Origin of the sequence: Terrabacter aerolatus, assembly GCF_007991735.1 — a bacterium.
GTDB lineage: Bacteria > Actinomycetota > Actinomycetes > Actinomycetales > Dermatophilaceae > Terrabacter > Terrabacter aerolatus.
Genome location: NZ_BJYX01000002.1, coordinates 124,046 through 139,703 on the forward strand (window position 1 = coordinate 124,046; position 15,658 = coordinate 139,703).

The 15,658-nt window shown below is 70.9% G+C and carries 13 protein-coding genes; 9 read left to right on the plus strand and 4 right to left on the minus strand.

From position 1 onward, the window contains the following. Positions 1-168: 168 nt before the first annotated feature. The gene (locus TAE01_RS02945) at positions 169-1,680 is read right to left on the minus strand and encodes a long-chain-fatty-acid--CoA ligase (protein ID WP_147063245.1); all 1,512 of its coding nucleotides are present in this window, start codon (positions 1,678-1,680) and stop codon (positions 169-171) included. 156 nt (positions 1,681-1,836) lie between these two features. Here TAE01_RS02945 and ligA point away from each other — a divergent pair, with 156 nt between their 5' ends. The 6 genes from ligA (at position 1,837) to TAE01_RS02975 (ending at position 9,142) form a co-directional block, all read left to right on the plus strand. Further along, positions 1,837-3,984, plus strand: a complete 2,148-nt coding sequence (ligA, locus tag TAE01_RS02950) for an NAD-dependent DNA ligase LigA (protein ID WP_147063247.1) — start codon at positions 1,837-1,839, stop codon at positions 3,982-3,984. Between the two features lie 206 nt (positions 3,985-4,190). Then, on the plus strand, positions 4,191-4,955 hold the full coding sequence (locus TAE01_RS02955; protein ID WP_246111104.1) for an ABC transporter ATP-binding protein: 765 nt from the start codon (positions 4,191-4,193) through the stop codon (positions 4,953-4,955). Further along, on the plus strand, positions 4,948-5,715 hold the full coding sequence (locus tag TAE01_RS02960) for an ABC transporter ATP-binding protein (RefSeq protein ID WP_222594046.1): 768 nt from the start codon (positions 4,948-4,950) through the stop codon (positions 5,713-5,715). The genes TAE01_RS02955 and TAE01_RS02960 overlap by 8 nt, the downstream gene beginning before the upstream one ends. Positions 5,716-5,894: 179 nt before the next feature. Then, positions 5,895-7,139 (plus strand): ABC transporter substrate-binding protein, encoded by a 1,245-nt coding sequence (locus TAE01_RS02965; RefSeq protein WP_147063249.1) that lies wholly within the window; start codon positions 5,895-5,897, stop codon positions 7,137-7,139. 117 nt (positions 7,140-7,256) lie between these two features. Continuing rightward, a complete protein-coding gene (locus TAE01_RS02970; protein WP_147063251.1) occupies positions 7,257-8,126 on the plus strand; it encodes a branched-chain amino acid ABC transporter permease in 870 nt (289 codons plus the stop codon). Beyond that, on the plus strand, positions 8,123-9,142 hold the full coding sequence (locus TAE01_RS02975) for a branched-chain amino acid ABC transporter permease (protein WP_147063253.1): 1,020 nt from the start codon (positions 8,123-8,125) through the stop codon (positions 9,140-9,142). The genes TAE01_RS02970 and TAE01_RS02975 overlap by 4 nt, the downstream gene beginning before the upstream one ends. Positions 9,143-9,232: 90 nt before the next feature. Here the strand turns inward: TAE01_RS02975 and TAE01_RS20650 are convergent, their stop codons facing one another. After that, positions 9,233-9,796 (minus strand): hypothetical protein, encoded by a 564-nt coding sequence (locus TAE01_RS20650; RefSeq protein WP_222594047.1) that lies wholly within the window; start codon positions 9,794-9,796, stop codon positions 9,233-9,235. 143 nt (positions 9,797-9,939) lie between these two features. On the opposite strand from TAE01_RS20650, the gene gatC reads away from it, so the two are divergent. From gatC to gatB, 3 genes are all read left to right on the plus strand, one after another. Next, positions 9,940-10,236 (plus strand): Asp-tRNA(Asn)/Glu-tRNA(Gln) amidotransferase subunit GatC, encoded by a 297-nt coding sequence (gatC, locus tag TAE01_RS02985; RefSeq protein ID WP_147063255.1) that lies wholly within the window; start codon positions 9,940-9,942, stop codon positions 10,234-10,236. 117 nt (positions 10,237-10,353) lie between these two features. Next, positions 10,354-11,883 (plus strand): Asp-tRNA(Asn)/Glu-tRNA(Gln) amidotransferase subunit GatA, encoded by a 1,530-nt coding sequence (gene gatA / locus TAE01_RS02990; protein ID WP_147063603.1) that lies wholly within the window; start codon positions 10,354-10,356, stop codon positions 11,881-11,883. 1 nt (position 11,884) lies between these two features. Then, positions 11,885-13,432 carry an Asp-tRNA(Asn)/Glu-tRNA(Gln) amidotransferase subunit GatB gene (gene gatB, locus TAE01_RS02995; protein WP_147063257.1) on the plus strand — a complete coding sequence of 516 codons (1,548 nt, stop codon included), beginning with the start codon at positions 11,885-11,887 and terminating at the stop codon, positions 13,430-13,432. Positions 13,433-13,536: 104 nt separating this feature from the next. Here gatB and TAE01_RS03000 read toward each other — a convergent pair whose 3' ends face one another. Together TAE01_RS03000 and TAE01_RS03005 are read right to left on the minus strand one after the other, a co-directional pair. Then, on the minus strand, positions 13,537-14,280 hold the full coding sequence (locus tag TAE01_RS03000; protein ID WP_147063259.1) for a DUF937 domain-containing protein: 744 nt from the start codon (positions 14,278-14,280) through the stop codon (positions 13,537-13,539). A 118-nt stretch (positions 14,281-14,398) separates the two neighbouring features. Further along, a complete protein-coding gene (locus TAE01_RS03005) occupies positions 14,399-15,649 on the minus strand; it encodes a PQQ-dependent sugar dehydrogenase (RefSeq protein ID WP_147063261.1) in 1,251 nt (416 codons plus the stop codon). Positions 15,650-15,658 lie beyond the last annotated feature (9 nt).

Consider the following 15,658-nt stretch of genomic DNA (forward strand, 5'->3'; position numbering starts at 1 on the left):
TCGCAGACGTGACGCCGGGCGCCCCGGGTCGGGACGGGGTGCGGCACGTCGATAGTGACCCTGCTCCAGTGTCACCGATCGGGCCCAATACTCCAAAACCAACGGCGAGTCCAAACCCTTGCGTGTCGCGGCCGTGGACGTGGTCCCGGGGAGGCGTGGTCGGGGCCGTCAGGGGGCCTCCACCGGCCGGACCTCGCGGCGCAGGATCTTGCCCGTGGGGCCCTTGGGCAGCTCTCCGAGGCTCCAGATCCGACGCGGGTACTTGTAGGCCGCCAGGCGGTCCTTGACGTAGGCCTGCACGTCCTCGAGGGTCGCGGTCGAGCCGGGGCGGAGCACGACGGCGGCCCCGACCTCCTCGCCCATGAGCTCGTCGGGCACGCCGACGACCGCGGCCTCCAGCACGTCGGGGTGCGTGTAGAGCACCTCCTCGACCTCCCGCGGGTAGACGTTCATGCCGCCCCGGATGATCATGTCCTTCTTGCGGTCGACGATCGTGTAGTAGCCCTCGTCGTCGACGGTCGCGAGGTCACCGGAGCGGAACCACCCGTCGGGGATGGCCTCCTTCGTGGCCTCAGGGCGGTTCCAGTAGCCCTTCATGATGTTCTCGCCGCGGATCGCGATCTCGCCGATCCCACCGGCCGGGGTCTCGTTGCCCTCGATGTCGACGAGCTTCATCTCGCAGCCGGGGATGGCCCGGCCGATGGTGCCGGGCTTCGTCGGCTTGTCGGGCATGTTGAAGGACGCCACGGGGGAGGTCTCGGACAGCCCGTAGCCCTCGAGGATCTGGCAGCCGAACTTCTCCTCGAAGGCCTTCATGACCTGGGCCGGCATGGCGGAGCCGCCGGACGCGCAGGTGCGCAGGCTGCTCGTGTCGGCCTGGTCGGCGTTCGCGTGGTTGAGGATGGCGGCATACATCGTCGGGACGCCCTGGAAGATCGTCACGTGGTCGCGGCCGAGCACCTCGATGGCCTTGGCCGGGTCGAAGCGGGGGATCAGCGTCAGCGTGCAGCCCTGCTGGACGGAGGTGTTGAGCCCGCAGGTGAGGCCGAAGACGTGGAACAGCGGCAGGCAGCCCATGATGACGTCGTCCTGGGTGATCCGCATGATGTCGCTCGAGGTGACCTCGGCGTTGCGGTGCAGGTTGAAGTGCGTCAGCTCGGCGCCCTTGGGCTTGCCCGTGGTGCCGCTCGTGTAGAGGATGACGGCTGTGTCGTCGTCGGCCCGCTCGACGGGCTCGAGCACGGGAGCTCCCGCGGACTCGGACGCGTCGAACTGCCCGTCGGCGGGTCCCATGGGACCGCACACGAGCAGGCGGGTGCCGGTCTCGGCGGCGGCCTTGGCGGCCTCGTCGGCGAAGTCGGGCCACACGAAGCTGAAGCGGGCGCCGCTGTCCTCGTAGAAGTACTGGATCTCGCCGGACTTGAGCAGCGGGTTCATCGGCACGACGACGCCGCCGGCCAGCAGGGCGCCGTAGAACGCGACGGGGTATGCCGGCACGTTGGGCAGGATGAGCGAGACCCGGTCGCCCGGCTCGAGGCCCGCTGCCCGCAGCTGGCCGGCCACCGCTGCCGCCGCCCGGTGCAGGGCCGACCACGTCAGCTCCACCTGGTCGAGCTTGATGCCGACCTTGTCGGGGACGCGGGCCGCGGTGGCGGCGAGGTTGGCGGCGAGGTTGGTCATCTCTGCTCCTTCGCAGGGGGGCGACGCTCGGACTCGCGCCCATTGTCACCGCTGGGTCGCCCGGTGAACAGAGCGGGTGCCCCCGCCGTCGTGTGACGAGCGTCATCGACGCGGTGAGGTCGGGGCACCGTCGGGACCGGCTGGCAGGATGTGGGCGTGAGCGAGAGCACCGGCCCCACGCCTGTCACCGACGAGGTCCCGACCCAGAGCCACCAGGAGTGGGCCGAGCTCGCCGAGCAGGCGACGGCAGCCCAGTTCGCCTACCACGTCAAGGACGCGCCGACGATCAGCGACGGCGAGTACGACCAGCTCATCCGGCGCCTCAACGCGCTCGAGGAGGAGTACCCCTCGCTGCGCACGCCCGAGAGCCCGACCCAGAACGTCGGCGGCGCCTCGTTCGCGACCGGCTTCGAGACGGTCGACCACGTCGAGCGCATGCTGAGCCTCGACAACGCGTTCTCGTTCGAGGAGCTGCAGACCTGGGCCGAACGCGTCGAGCGTGAGGTCGGGTCGGGGGCGCACTACCTCACCGAGCTCAAGATCGACGGTCTGGCCATCAACCTGCTCTACGAGGACGGTCGTCTCGTCCGGGCGTTGACCCGCGGCGACGGGCGCACGGGCGAGGACGTCACCCATAACGTCCGCACCATCGAGGGCGTCCCCGAGCGGCTGTCGGGCGACGACGTGCCCGCCCTGGTCGAGGTCCGGGGAGAGGTCTTCTTCCCGACCGCCGCCTTCGCCGACCTCAACGCGAGCCTCGTCGAGGCCGGCAAGGCGCCCTTCGCCAATCCGCGCAACGCCGCCGCGGGCTCGCTGCGCCAGAAGGACCCGAAGGTCACGGCCAGCCGCCCGCTGCGCATGCTCGTCCACGGCATCGGCGCCCGCCGCGGGTTCGACGTCGAGCGCCAGAGCGAGGCGTATGCCGCCCTGCGCGCCTGGGGCCTGCCCACCTCCGACGAGGTGCGCGTCCTGCCCGACATCGCGGCCGTGCAGGAGTTCGTGACCTACCACGGCGAGCACCGGCACGACCGGGCCCACGAGATCGACGGCATCGTCGTCAAGGTCGACGAGGTGCCGCTCCAGCGCCAGCTCGGCGCCACCTCGCGTGCGCCGCGGTGGGCCATCGCGTTCAAGTACCCGCCCGAGGAGGTCAACACCAGGCTCCTCGACATCCGCGTCAACGTCGGGCGCACCGGCCGGGTGACGCCCTACGGCGTCATGGAGCCCGTCGTCGTCGCCGGGTCGACCGTCGAGCAGGCGACCCTGCACAACGCGTACGAGGTCGAGCGCAAGGGGGTGCTCATCGGCGACACCGTCGTGCTGCGCAAGGCCGGTGACGTCATCCCCGAGATCGTCGGACCCGTCGTCGACCTGCGCGACGGCACCGAGCGCGCCTTCGTCATGCCGACCGAGTGTCCCGCCTGCGGCACGCCCCTCGCCCCGGAGAAGGAGGGCGACAAGGACATCCGCTGCCCCAACACCCGCTCGTGCCCGAGCCAGCTGCGCGAACGCGTCTTCGCCCTCGCCGCGCGCGGCGGTCTCGACATCGAGGCCCTCGGCTGGGAGGGCTCGATCGCGCTGCTCGAGTCCGGCGTCATCACCGACGAGGGTGACCTCTTCGCCCCGGCCGACGACAGCCCGCACGCGGGGGAGTACGGCATCACCCGCGAGAAGCTCGCGCAGGTGCCGCTCTACACGCGGGCGGCGAAGAAGACCGACCCGGCCGACCGCGTCGTCGACGGTCGGGTCCTCTCGGCCGGTGGCGACAAGCTGCTCGCCGAGCTCGAGAGGGCCAAGAGCCAGCCGCTCTGGCGGGTCGTCGTGGCCCTCTCGATCCGGCACGTCGGACCCACGGCGGCCCGGGCCCTGGCCACCCACTTCCGCACGATGGACGCCATCCGGTCCGCCTCGACCGAGGAGCTCGCGCAGGCCGAAGGGGTCGGGGGCGTCATCGCCGAGGCCGTCACCGCCTGGTTCGAGGTCGACTGGCACCAGGAGATCGTGCGCAAGTGGGCCGACGCCGGCGTCCGGATGGCCGACGACGTCGACGAGTCGGTCGAGCGGACGCTCGAGGGCAAGACCGTCGTCGTCACCGGCTCGCTCGAGGGCTTCTCCCGCGACGAGACGAAGGAGGCCATCATCCGCCGTGGAGGCAAGGCCTCCGGCTCGGTGTCGAAGAAGACCGACTACGTCGTCATCGGCGCCAACGCCGGGTCCAAGGCCGCCAAGGCCGAGGAGCTGGGCCTGGCCGTCCTCGACGAGGACGGCTTCCGCCGGCTCCTCGAGACGGGCTCGCCCGACTGACCGAGGGCGCGCTCTCATGTGCGCCGGCCCCACAGAAGCGACTCAGGTGTGTGAGTCCCCACCGTCCTTTCACCGTGCTGCGCTCCTAGGCTTTGCCGAAGTTTCCCGCAGTTCCGGCCACCTGCCGCGGTCGAGGCGCTCGGTCCCCGAGTGGCTTCGGGCGGCGTGGCCGGACCCCCGCTCACCGGAGCGCGACGCACGAGGAGGTGCAGGTCTTGACGGGTACCCCGTTGCTCGAGACCAGGGCCCTGACCAAGGAGTTCCGCGGTTTCCGCGCCGTCTCGGAGGTCGACCTGACGGTCGTCGGCGGCACGGTCCACGCCCTCGTCGGTCCCAACGGAGCAGGCAAGACCACGCTCTTCAACCTGCTCACCGGCTTCCTGTCGCCGACGTCCGGCACCGTCGTCTTCGACGGACAGGACATCACCGGCAAGGCGCCCGAGCAGATCGCGCCACTCGGCATCGCGCGCTCCTTCCAGATCACGAGCCTCTTCGAGGCGATGACCCTGCGCGAGCACCTCGAGCTGGCGCTCGCCAGCCCCACCGGGATGGGCAGGCAGTGGTGGCGCTCGGTGACGCGCATGGCGAGGTTCAAGGACCGCGCGATGGAGCTGCTCGACGACGTCGGCCTCGCCGACCGCGCCGGCGCTCCCGCCTCCTCGCTCGCCTACGGCCAGAAGCGGGCGCTCGAGCTCGCCATCGCCATGGCGCTCGACCCCAAGCTGCTCCTGCTCGACGAGCCGACGGCCGGCATGGGCATCGAGGACGTCGACCGCACCATCGCCCTCGTCAAGCAGCTGGCCGTCGGCCGCACCGTCGTCTTCGTCGACCACAACATGCACGTCGTCGGCTCGCTCGCCGACACCGTCACCGTGCTCCAGTCCGGGCAGGTGCTGGCGGAGGGACCCTACGACGAGGTCCGCGCCGACGAGCGGGTCATCACGGCATACCTCGGAGCAGCCCATGAGTGACAGCACCAGCACCACCAGCAGCGTGGACGCGATCGCCGGTTCCATTGCGACAGAAGCACGTTCGCGTATGCTCGAGGTCAGCGGACTCTCGGCGTGGTACGGCGAGGCCCGTGTGCTCGACGACGTCAGCATCGACGTGGCCCCGGGCGAGGTCGTCACCCTCGTCGGACGCAACGGTGCCGGCAAGACCACGCTGCTGCGCTCGGTCATGGGCCTGCACCGTCAGACCGAGGGCACCATCACCCTCGACGGCGCCGACCTCGCCAAGCGCTCGCCCGACGCGCGTGCCCGCGCCGGCGTCGGCTGGGTGCCTGACGACCGCGGGATCTACTCGAGCCTCACCGTCGCCGAGAACCTGCTGCTGCCGCCCGTCGTGCACGCCGACGCGTGGCCGCTCGAGAAGGTCTACGAGTTCTTCCCGGTGCTGCACGAGCGCCGGGAGTTCCCGGGCACCAAGCTCTCGGGTGGCGAGCAGCAGATGCTCGCCATGGCCCGCGTCCTGCGGATGGGCTCGCGCCTGCTCCTGCTCGACGAGCCCAGCGAGGGCCTGGCGCCGGTCATCGTCCAGCGCATCGGCGAGATCATCCGCGAGATCAAGAGCCACGGCGTCGCCGTGCTCCTCGTCGAGCAGAACGTGAAGTTCGCCTCGACGGTGGCCGACCGGCACTACCTGCTCGCCCAGGGGAAGGTCGTCGAGCACCTCGGCAACGACGACTTCCGCGCCCGCGAGGGCGAGCTGCTCACCTACCTCGGGATGTAGCCCACGAGCGCGGGCCCTCACCCGCGTCACGCCGCCGCACACCCCCGCGGCAGCCGGCACACGACAGCACCCACCTCACGCACACCCATCGCACCACCAGCGCCATCTCGTCACACCCGTCTCACATCACGTCAGACCCCTCACACACCGTCACACCCCGTCACACACCAGGAGCAGACATGCGTAGCAGGACAGTCCAGGGCACCGTCGCGATCGCCGCGACGGCGTCGCTCGCGCTCGCCGCGTGCGGAGGGGCCGGCGGCCCCCAGTCGAGCGGCTCGAGCAAGCTCACCGACGACAAGGTCGTCATCGGCCTGCTCAACGACCAGTCCGGCGTCTACAAGGACCTCTCGGGTCCGAACTCCGCCGTCGCGATCCAGATGGCCATCGACGACTACAAGGCCAAGTACGGCGACAAGGCCGTCGCCAAGGACATCGAGATCGTCCAGGCCGACCACCAGAACAAGGCCGACATCGCCAACTCCAAGGCTCAGGAGATGTACGACCGCCAGAAGGCCGACGTCATCCTCGACGTGCCCAACTCGGCGGCCGCCCTCGCCGTGGCCACGCAGGCGAAGAACAAGAAGAAGCTCTACATCAACATCGGTGCGGGCACGACGGCGCTGACGGGTGCGAGCTGCAACAAGTACACCTTCCACTGGGCCTACAACACGGGCGTGCTGGCACGCGGCACCGCAGGCGCGATCACCAAGGCCGGGGGGACGAGATGGAACATCGTCTACCCCGACTACGCCTTCGGCCAGGACATGAACAAGTCCTTCACCAAGGAGGTCACCGCAGCGGGCGGCACGGTGGGCCAGTCGATCGCCTCGCCGTTCCCGAGCGACAACTTCGCGACCTTCATCACCAAGGCCGGCGAGGGCAACCCCAAGGTCATCGGCTCGATGCACGCCGGCGGCGACCTCATCAACTTCGTCAAGCAGTTCAACCAGAGCCCGCTCAAGGGCAAGGTGACCCTCGCCGTGGGGCTCATGTTCATCACCGACATCCACTCGCTCGGTGTCGACCAGTTCGCCGGCACCCAGTTCACCGACCCGTGGTACTGGAACTTCGACGCGCAGAACAAGGCGTGGGCCGACCGCTTCAAGGCCAAGACGAACACCCGGCCCTCCTTCGCGCACGCGGCCAACTACTCCGCGGCCCTGAACTACCTCGAGGCCGTCCAGGCGGCGGGCACGGACAACGCCGACGCCGTCGCCGCCCAGCTCGAGGGCAAGAAGATCAACGACGTGTTCCTGCGCAACGGTGAGGTCCGCAAGGCCGACCACGCCGTCATCCACGACGTCTACCTCGCCAAGGTCAAGAGCAAGGCCCCGGAGGACTGGGACTACGAGGACATCGTCAAGACCATCCCGGCCGCCGAGGCGTACGGCGCCCCCAACCCCGCCTGCTCGATGGGCTGATTCCGGGTCGTATGCCGTCCGGTCGCGTCCCACGCGGCCGCCCGGACGGCATACGGCACCGGGCGCCTCCCGAAAGAGGCGCCGTCCCGGCCGACCGACCGCGAACGAGCGAGAGACATGAGCGAATTCATCCAGTACACCCTCCAGGGGCTCGCCGCCGGAGGCTTCTACGCGCTGTCGGCGCTGGGCCTCGCCGTCATCTTCGGCGTCCTCGGGGTCGTCAACTTCTCCCACGGCGCCTGCTACATGCTGGGCGCCGTCATCTCCGCGGTGCTCCTCGGTGAGCTGCACGTCGGCTTCTGGGTCGCGCTCGTCGTCGTGCCGATCCTCATGTTCGCCTTCGGGGTGCTCATGGAGCGGCTGCTCGTGCGCTGGCTCCTGGCCCTCGACCCGCTCTACAACTTCCTGCTCACCTTCGGCCTGACGCTCGTCCTCGTCGAGGCGGTCAAGCAGCGCTACGGCGTCTCCGGGCTGCCCTACGAGGTGCCGGCCGGGCTCGGTGGACAGGTCACGGTCGGCAGCGTCAACCTCTCCACCTACGCGATCTTCGCGTGCCTCTTCTCCGTCGTCGTCTGCGTCGCGGTCGGGCTGCTGCTGACGAAGACGCGCATCGGCATGATCGTGCGCGCCTCGACCGAGGCACCGGAGCGCACCCGGGCGCTCGGGATCAACGTCGGCCGGTGGGTGACGCCCGTCTTCGGCTTCGGCATCGCGCTCGCCGGTCTCGCCGGCGTCCTCGCCGCCCCCACCCGCGCCATCACGGCCGAGATGGGCAGCAACTTCATCATCATCCTCTTCGCGGTCGTCGTCATCGGCGGTCTCGGATCGATCCTCGGGGCGGTGGTCGCAGGATTCCTCGTCGGACTCGTCGAGGCCTACGGCATCGCCTACGCCCCCACGTACGCCCAGATCGTCATCTTCGTGCTGATGGCGCTCGTCGTTCTCGTCCGGCCCTCGGGGCTCTTCGGACGGGAGGAGGTCGCATGAGCGAGCAGATGACCGCCAAGGTCGACGTCGACCTGGCCCAGCCCTCGATCCTGTCGCGGCGCAACCCGCTGCGCTACGTGCTGCTCCTCGCCGGCCTCGCCGTCGTCGTGATGCTGCCGTACTGGATCTACCCGCCCGTCGCGATGGACATCCTCTCCTGGGGCCTGTTCGCGATCAGCGTCGACCTGCTCCTCGGGTTCACCGGCCTGCTCAGCTTCGGGCACGCGGCGTTCTGGGGTGGATCGGCCTACTGCTCCGGCCTCATCGCCAGCCACTTCGGGGTGCCCTTCCCCGTCGCCGTGCTCGGGGGTGCGCTCTTCGCGATGCTCATCGCGTGGCCGATCGGCTACCTGTCGGTGCGCCGCACGGGCATCTACTTCGCGATGGTGACGCTCGCCTTCGCGCAGATGCTCTACTTCGTCGCCAACCAGGCGCGCGACCTCACCGGCGGCGAGAACGGCCTGCAGGGCATCCCGCGCAGCTTCTTCGGCATCGACGCGGTCGAGAACGACCCGTTCTACTTCTACTACGCCGGCGCGGTGATGATCCTGCTCGGCATCCTGCTCGCCTGGCGCGTCGTCAACTCGCCCTTCGGCCGGGTGCTGACGGCCGTGCGCGACAACCCGGCCCGGGCGCGGGCGCTCGGCTACGACGTCGAGCGGTACAAGATCACCGTCTTCGTCATCTCCGCGGGCCTCGCCGGCCTCGCCGGTGGCGTCTTCGCGATCAGCCACCAGTTCGCCTCGCTCCAGGAGCTGATGTGGACGACGTCGGGCAAGGTCGTGCTCGTCACGGTGCTCGGCGGCATCGGCACCCTCTGGGGCGGCCTCGTGGGCGCGGGCGTCGTCGTGACGCTCGAGGACTACCTCGCGAGCTCGGGCTTCGAGGGCATCGGCCTGATCACGGGCACGATCTTCGTCGTCATCGTCCTGCTCTTCCGGCACGGCATCTGGGGCACGGCCCGCAACGTCCTGCGCCGCTACGTGCTCGAGCGTCGCCAGAAGTCGCGCGACTGACCCCCAGGCCCTCGGGCCTGACCTCCGTTCGATGTATTCGCGTCCGCTGGAAGGCCACGCGAATACATCGAACGACAGGACGGAAGGTGGTCAGGCGCGGGGCGTCAGGATGCGGCGTGCCAGGCGGCCGACGACGAGCCAGGCGACCGCGCCCAGCCCCCAGTTGGTGATGGCGTTCTTGACGGTGGCCCCGTCACCGGTGAACTGCTTGACCCCCGCGGTGCGGCTGAAGACGCCGAGATCGGCCCAGTCGGCCGCCTTGAGGACCGCCTGCACGAGGGCGTTGCGCGTGTTGGCGTCGAGCACGACGAGGACGGCGCCGAGCAGCAGCGCCACGGCGGCGAGCAGGCAGGCGAACCACGCGATCTCCCCGAGCAGCGTGCGCAGCCGCTTGATGCCCGCACCCGTGAGGCTGACGGCGCGGCGTGCGCCGGCGCGCACGTCGAGGGAGCGACGGGCCGCGACGCCGGAGTCGGCCTTGGCGCTCGCCCGGTCCAGCGGCTCGGCGGGCGAGGGGGCCGGGGCCGACGGGGTCGGCGTGGCCGCCGGAGCTGCCGGAGCTGCCGGAGATGCCCCGGCCGACGTCGCGTCGGACCTGGGTTCGGGGGTGGGCTCGGGCGTCGGGGCGGTGGTCGGGCTGGCCGGGCTCGTCATCGAGGCTTCTCCTTGCGCGGTTCGTGGATCCGGTGTGGTCAACGAGCGACAGGGCCCGGAGGACACGCCCAGGCAGCCGGCTCGTCCCGCGCAGGCCGGAACCGTGGTCCGGGCGTGCGGGGCCGCCCCATAGACTGGCGCGCATGTCATCCCTGTCCCGCGACGACGTAGCCCATCTGGCCGGCCTCGCCCGCATCGAGCTCTCGGACGCCGAGCTCGACCGCATGGTGGGTGAGCTCGGCGTCATCCTCGAGTCCGTGGCCAAGGTCCAGCAGGCGCCCACCGAAGGTGTCGCGCCGATGTCCCACCCGATGCCGCTGACCAACGTGACCCGGCCCGACGTGGTCCGTCCGAGCCTCGGCGCCGAGGCCGTGCTCGCGGGGGCGCCCGAGGCCGAGCAGCAGCGCTTCTCGGTGCCGCGCATCCTCGACGAGGACTGAGCCACCGCGACGCCCGCGTATGCCGTGTCGCCGAGCACCCGGCATACGCCAGCCCGCGACGGGCACCCACGAATCCTCTTGCCGCAGCTACGAACCGAAGGCACCGACGTGACCGACCTGCCAACTGACCTGACGAGGGCCACCGCCGCCGACCTGGCGGACGCCCTCGCGAGCAAGACCATCAGCTCCGTCGAGGTGACGCAGGCGCACCTCGACCGGATTGCCGCCGTCGACGGGCAGGTGCACTCCTACCTGCACGTCGACACCGAGGGCGCCCTCGCCCAGGCACAGGCCGTCGACGAGCGACGCCACTCGGGGGAGAGCCTCGGTGCGCTCGCCGGTGTGCCGATCGCCGTCAAGGACGTCATGACGACCCGGGGCGTGCCGACGACGTGTGGCAGCCGCATCCTCGAGGGGTGGATCCCGCCCTACGACGCGACGGTCGTCACGAAGCTGCGCGAGGCGGGGCTGCCGATCCTCGGCAAGACGAACATGGACGAGTTCGCGATGGGGTCCTCGACCGAGCACTCGGCCTATGGTCCGTCGCACAACCCGTGGGATCTCGACCGGATCCCCGGCGGCTCGGGCGGCGGCTCGAGCTCGGTGCTCGCCTCCTTCCAGGCGCCGCTCGCGACCGGCACCGACACCGGTGGCTCGATCCGCCAGCCGGCCGCGGTCACGGCGACGGTGGGCACCAAGCCCACCTATGGCGGCGTCTCGCGCTACGGGCTCGTGGCGCTCGCCAGCTCCCTCGACCAGGCCGGCCCCTGTGGCCGCACGGTCCTCGACACCGCACTGCTGCACGCCGTCATGGGCGGGCACGACCCGATGGACTCGACGTCCATCGACGCGCCCGTGCCGCCGGTCGTCGAGGCGGCCCGCGCCGCCGACGTGCGCGGCATGCGGATCGGCGTCGTCAAGGAGCTCGGCGGCGAGGGCTACCAGCCCGGCGTGCGTGCGCGCTTCGACGAGTCGGTCGCCCTGCTCGAGGAGCTCGGCGCGGAGGTCGTCGAGGTCAGCTGCCCCAACTTCGAGTACGCCCTCGCGGCCTACTACCTCATCCTCCCGAGCGAGGCGTCGAGCAACCTCGCCAAGTTCGACGCGATGCGCTACGGCCTGCGGGTGCTGCCCGAGGGGGTCGATGCCCCGAGCGCCGAGCAGGTGATGGCGGCCACGCGCGACGCCGGCTTCGGCGCCGAGGTCAAGCGCCGCATCATCCTCGGCACGTACGCCCTGAGCTCCGGCTACTACGACGCGTACTACGGCTCGGCGCAGAAGGTCCGCGCGCTCATCGCCCAGGACTTCGACGCGGCATACAGCACGGTCGACGTCCTCGTCAGCCCGACCGCGCCGACGACGGCGTTCAAGCTCGGCGACAAGCTCGAGGACCCGATGGCGATGTACCTCAACGACATCGCGACCATCCCGGCCAACCTCGCCGGCGTCCCGGGCATGTCGATCCCGTCCGGCCTCGCCGACGAGGACGGGCTGCCCGCGGGCATCCAGATCCTCGCGCCCGCGATGAAGGACGAGCGGCTCTACTCGGTGGGCGCCGCCCTCGAGAAGGCGCTCGTCGACCGCTGGGGCGGTCCGATCCTCGACCGCGCACCCTCGCTGGGTGGCGCCGCTGCTGCGAAGGGAGCCTGAGATGAGCACGGCCACCGCCGACGCCGTCATGGACTACGACGAGGCCATGGGCAAGTTCGACCCCGTGATGGGCCTCGAGGTCCACGTCGAGCTGCACACGGCGACGAAGATGTTCTGCGGCTGCCCGACCGAGTTCGGTGCCGAGCCCAACTCGCAGGTGTGCCCGGTGTGCCTCGGCCTGCCCGGCGCCCTGCCCGTCGTCAACGAGAAGGCTGTCGAGTCGGCGATCCGCATCGGGCTGGCGCTCAACTGCGAGATCGCCGAGTGGTGCCGCTTCGCCCGGAAGAACTACTTCTACCCGGACATGCCGAAGAACTTCCAGACGTCGCAGTACGACGAGCCGATCGCCTTCGAGGGCTACCTCGACGTCGAGCTCGAGGACGGCAGCACGTACCGCGTCGAGATCGAGCGCGCCCACATGGAGGAGGACACCGGCAAGTCGCTGCACATCGGCGGCGCGACGGGCCGCATCCACGGCGCCGACCACTCGCTCGTCGACTACAACCGTGCCGGGATCCCGCTCATCGAGATCGTCACCAAGCCGATGGTCGGCGCGGGGGAGCGGGCGCCCGAGGTGGCCAAGGCCTACGTGTCGGCGCTGCGCGACCTGCTGCGCGCCCTCGACGTCAGCGACGTCAAGATGGAGCAGGGCTCGATGCGCTGCGACGCCAACGTGTCGCTGCGACCGCGGGTCGGGGCGCCCCTCGACGAGGCGCAGCTAGCCGTGCCGCTCGGCACCCGCACCGAGACGAAGAACGTCAACTCGCTCCGCTCGGTCGAGCGGGCCGTGCGCTACGAGATCTCGCGCCACGCGGCGATCCTCGACGGCGGCGGCTCGATCCTGCAGGAGACGCGCCACTGGCACGAGGACACCGGCATCACGACCTCGGGCCGCGTCAAGTCCGACGCCGAGGACTACCGCTACTTCCCCGAGCCCGACCTCGTGCCCGTCGCACCGACGCGCGAGACGGTCGAGGCTCTGCGCGGGACGCTGCCGGAACCCCCCGGGCTTCGTCGCAAGCGGCTCCAGTCCGACTGGGGCTACAGCGATCTCGAGATGCGCGACGTCGTCAATGCGGGCGCTGTCGAGCTCATCGAGGAGACCGTGGCGGCCGGCGCGAGCGCCGCAGCCGCACGGAAGTGGTGGCTCGGTGAGCCCTCGCGCCGCGCCAACGCCGAGGGTCAGGACATCGTGTCGTATGCCGCCGGGCTGGGCCTGACGCCCGCGCACATCGCCGAGCTCGACGGACTCGTCGCGGCGGGACGGCTCAACGACTCGATGGCACGACAGGTGCTCGACGGCGTGCTCGCCGGTGAGGGCACCCCGACCGCGGTGGCCGACGCGCGTGGGCTCGAGCTCGTCCAGGACGACGGTGCCCTCGAGGCGGCCGTCGACAAGGTCATCGACGCGAACCCCGACGTCGCGGCCAAGATCCGCGACGGCAAGGTGACCGCGGCCGGGGCGCTCATCGGACAGGTCATGAAGGAGATGAAGGGCCAGGCCGACGCCGGCAAGGCCCGCGAGCTCATCCTCGCCAAGCTCCAGTAACCGCGTACCAACCGTCGAGAGGCCAGAGTGCGCGGGACCCGTAGAGTCCGGCCCCTCGACGGTGGAGGTCGGGCAAGCGGTGGCCTCTCGACCGGGAGGGGTGGCTAGCGCTTGCCGCCGCCCAGGAGGCCGCCCAAGAGGCCGCCGAGGACGTCGCCGGCGCCGCCACCACTGGCACCGCCGGCACCGCCGGCACTCGAGGCGCCACCGCCGAGCACCTGGCCGAGGATGTCCTGGAGCGGGTTGGACCCACCGGCCGCCGCACCCGTCGACGTCGCGCTGCCCGGGGCCTGCACCGGCGCGCTGTCGGCTCCGGCGCCCCCGGGGAAGAGCGGACCGTCGTCGGTCGAGCCGGCAGCGGTCGACCCGGTCGACCCGGTCGACCCGGTCGACCCGGTCGACCCGGTCGACCCGCTCCCGGCACCCGAGCCGGAAGCGCCGCCGAGCAGGCCCCCGAGGCCGCCCTGGCCCATCCGGTTCGCGAGCCACGACATGACGATGGGGGCGAGGAGGGGCAGCAGCTTCTGCACGAGGCCCCCGGACCCGCCGCCGATCCCGCCCAGCTGGTTGACGACCTGATCGGTGCTGCCGCCGAAGATGTTGCCGACGATGGCGCGACCGTCCTGCTCGTCCACGTCGGCGAGGTTGGTGACCGGGGCCTGGTGGTCCGACAGCGCCGCGAGCAGCGAGTCGGCTCCGGCCGGGTCGGCGGCGTTGGCGTGCAGGCCGCCCAGGAGAGCGGGCAGCGCGTGCTCCGTGGCCTGCCGGACCTCGTCACTGCCGACGCCGAGCTGACCGGCCAGCTGCTCGATCGGTACCTGGTCGAGGATCTCGTCGTACGAACCCATGGTGCCCCTCCTGCTCGTGGGCGGCGTCGATGCAGCCCTGCTCGTCAGGCTAGTCACGTCGGGACCGTCCCGGCAGGCCCGGTGAGGCAGGCCCGTCGCGGCGGGAGCGGGGGAGGGTTCAGCCGACGCCGACCGCCGACAGCGGCAGGGAGATGAGCCGGTCGGCGCGGTCGTTGTTGCTCGTCGTGATCCAGACGCGGTCCCCGACGAAGCGGATGTCGCGGATCCGGCCGTAGACGCCCTGTAGGTGGCGGGTCGGGGTGCCCGCCGTGCCGTCGGCGTTGATCGGCACGCGCCAGACCGACTGACCCCGCAGGGCGGCCATGTAGACGGCTCCGTCGGGACCGACCGCGATGCCGCTGGGCGACATCTCCGACGTCGGCCACTGGGCCACGGGGTCGACGTAGTCGGGGTTGCCGGCTCGGCCCTCGACCTCGGGCCAGCCGTAGTTCCGTCCGGGCTGGATGAGGTTGAGCTCGTCGAAGGTGTTCTGACCGAACTCACTGGCCCACAGGCGTTTCCGGCTGTCCCAGGCAAGTCCCTGCACGTTGCGGTGACCGTAGGACCAGATGGGCGATCCGCCGAAGGGGTTGCCCGGAGCGGGGTCACCGTCGGGGGTGATGCGCAGGATCTTGCCGCCGAGAGAGCCGAGGTTCTGCGACAGGGACGTGTCTCCGGCCTCGCCGGTGCCCACGTACAGGTAGCCGTCGGGGCCGAAGGCGATGCGTCCGCCGTTGTGGTACCGGCCTCGCGGGATGCCGGAGAAGATGACGACCGGCTTGCCGATCGTCCCGTCACGCCAGGGGACCGCAGCGATGCGGTTGTCGCTGTCGGTCGAGTAGTAGGCGTAGAAGACGGGGTCGGCGTCGAAGTCGGGTGGCACGGCGAGCCCGAGGAGCCCGCCCTCGCCCTCGGTCCGGGTGATCGGCAGCTCCCCGGCGACGGTCGGCTTGCCGCCGGAACCGGGTCTGGGCACGTGATGGATCCGGCCCGTGTTGCGCTCACTGACGAGGGCGCTGCCGTCGGGCAGCACGGCCACCGACCAGGCGATGTCGATGCCCGACAGCAGCGTCACCGGGCCGGCTGCGGCGGCGGTGGGCTTGGCCGCCTGCGTGCCCGGGCTGGTCGGCGTGCTCGTCGTGGGGGCGGGGGAGGTGCTGCTGCTCGGCGGTGCGGCGGTCTTCGTCGGCGGGTTGCCGGTGTCCGTCCCCGTGGCGTCCGCGGTGCCGGGCGTCGTCGCGCTGCCCGCGCTCGTGACGTTCCCGGAGGGAGTGGTGGTGGGTCCGGCCGTCGAGCACCCCGCGAGGGCGAGAGCGATGGCGACGCAGCCCGTGAGGGCGCGCCCGATCGATCGGGAGGTGTGCGGCATACCTCATTG

Excerpts from the sequence above, each read along its gene's own strand:
- TAE01_RS02945 (WP_147063245.1), bottom strand. The coding sequence starts at position 1,680 with ATGACCAACCTCGCCGCCAACCTCGCCGCCACCGCGGCCCGCGTCCCC.
- TAE01_RS02960 (WP_222594046.1), top strand. The coding sequence starts at position 4,948 with ATGAGTGACAGCACCAGCACCACCAGCAGCGTGGACGCGATCGCCGGT.
- TAE01_RS02965 (WP_147063249.1), top strand. The coding sequence starts at position 5,895 with ATGCGTAGCAGGACAGTCCAGGGCACCGTCGCGATCGCCGCGACGGCG.
- TAE01_RS02970 (WP_147063251.1), top strand. The coding sequence starts at position 7,257 with ATGAGCGAATTCATCCAGTACACCCTCCAGGGGCTCGCCGCCGGAGGC.
- TAE01_RS02975 (WP_147063253.1), top strand. The coding sequence starts at position 8,123 with ATGAGCGAGCAGATGACCGCCAAGGTCGACGTCGACCTGGCCCAGCCC.
- TAE01_RS20650 (WP_222594047.1), bottom strand. The coding sequence starts at position 9,796 with ATGACGAGCCCGGCCAGCCCGACCACCGCCCCGACGCCCGAGCCCACC.
- gatC (WP_147063255.1), top strand. The coding sequence starts at position 9,940 with ATGTCATCCCTGTCCCGCGACGACGTAGCCCATCTGGCCGGCCTCGCC.
- gatB (WP_147063257.1), top strand. The coding sequence starts at position 11,885 with ATGAGCACGGCCACCGCCGACGCCGTCATGGACTACGACGAGGCCATG.
- TAE01_RS03000 (WP_147063259.1), bottom strand. The coding sequence starts at position 14,280 with ATGGGTTCGTACGACGAGATCCTCGACCAGGTACCGATCGAGCAGCTG.
- TAE01_RS03005 (WP_147063261.1), bottom strand. The coding sequence starts at position 15,649 with ATGCCGCACACCTCCCGATCGATCGGGCGCGCCCTCACGGGCTGCGTC.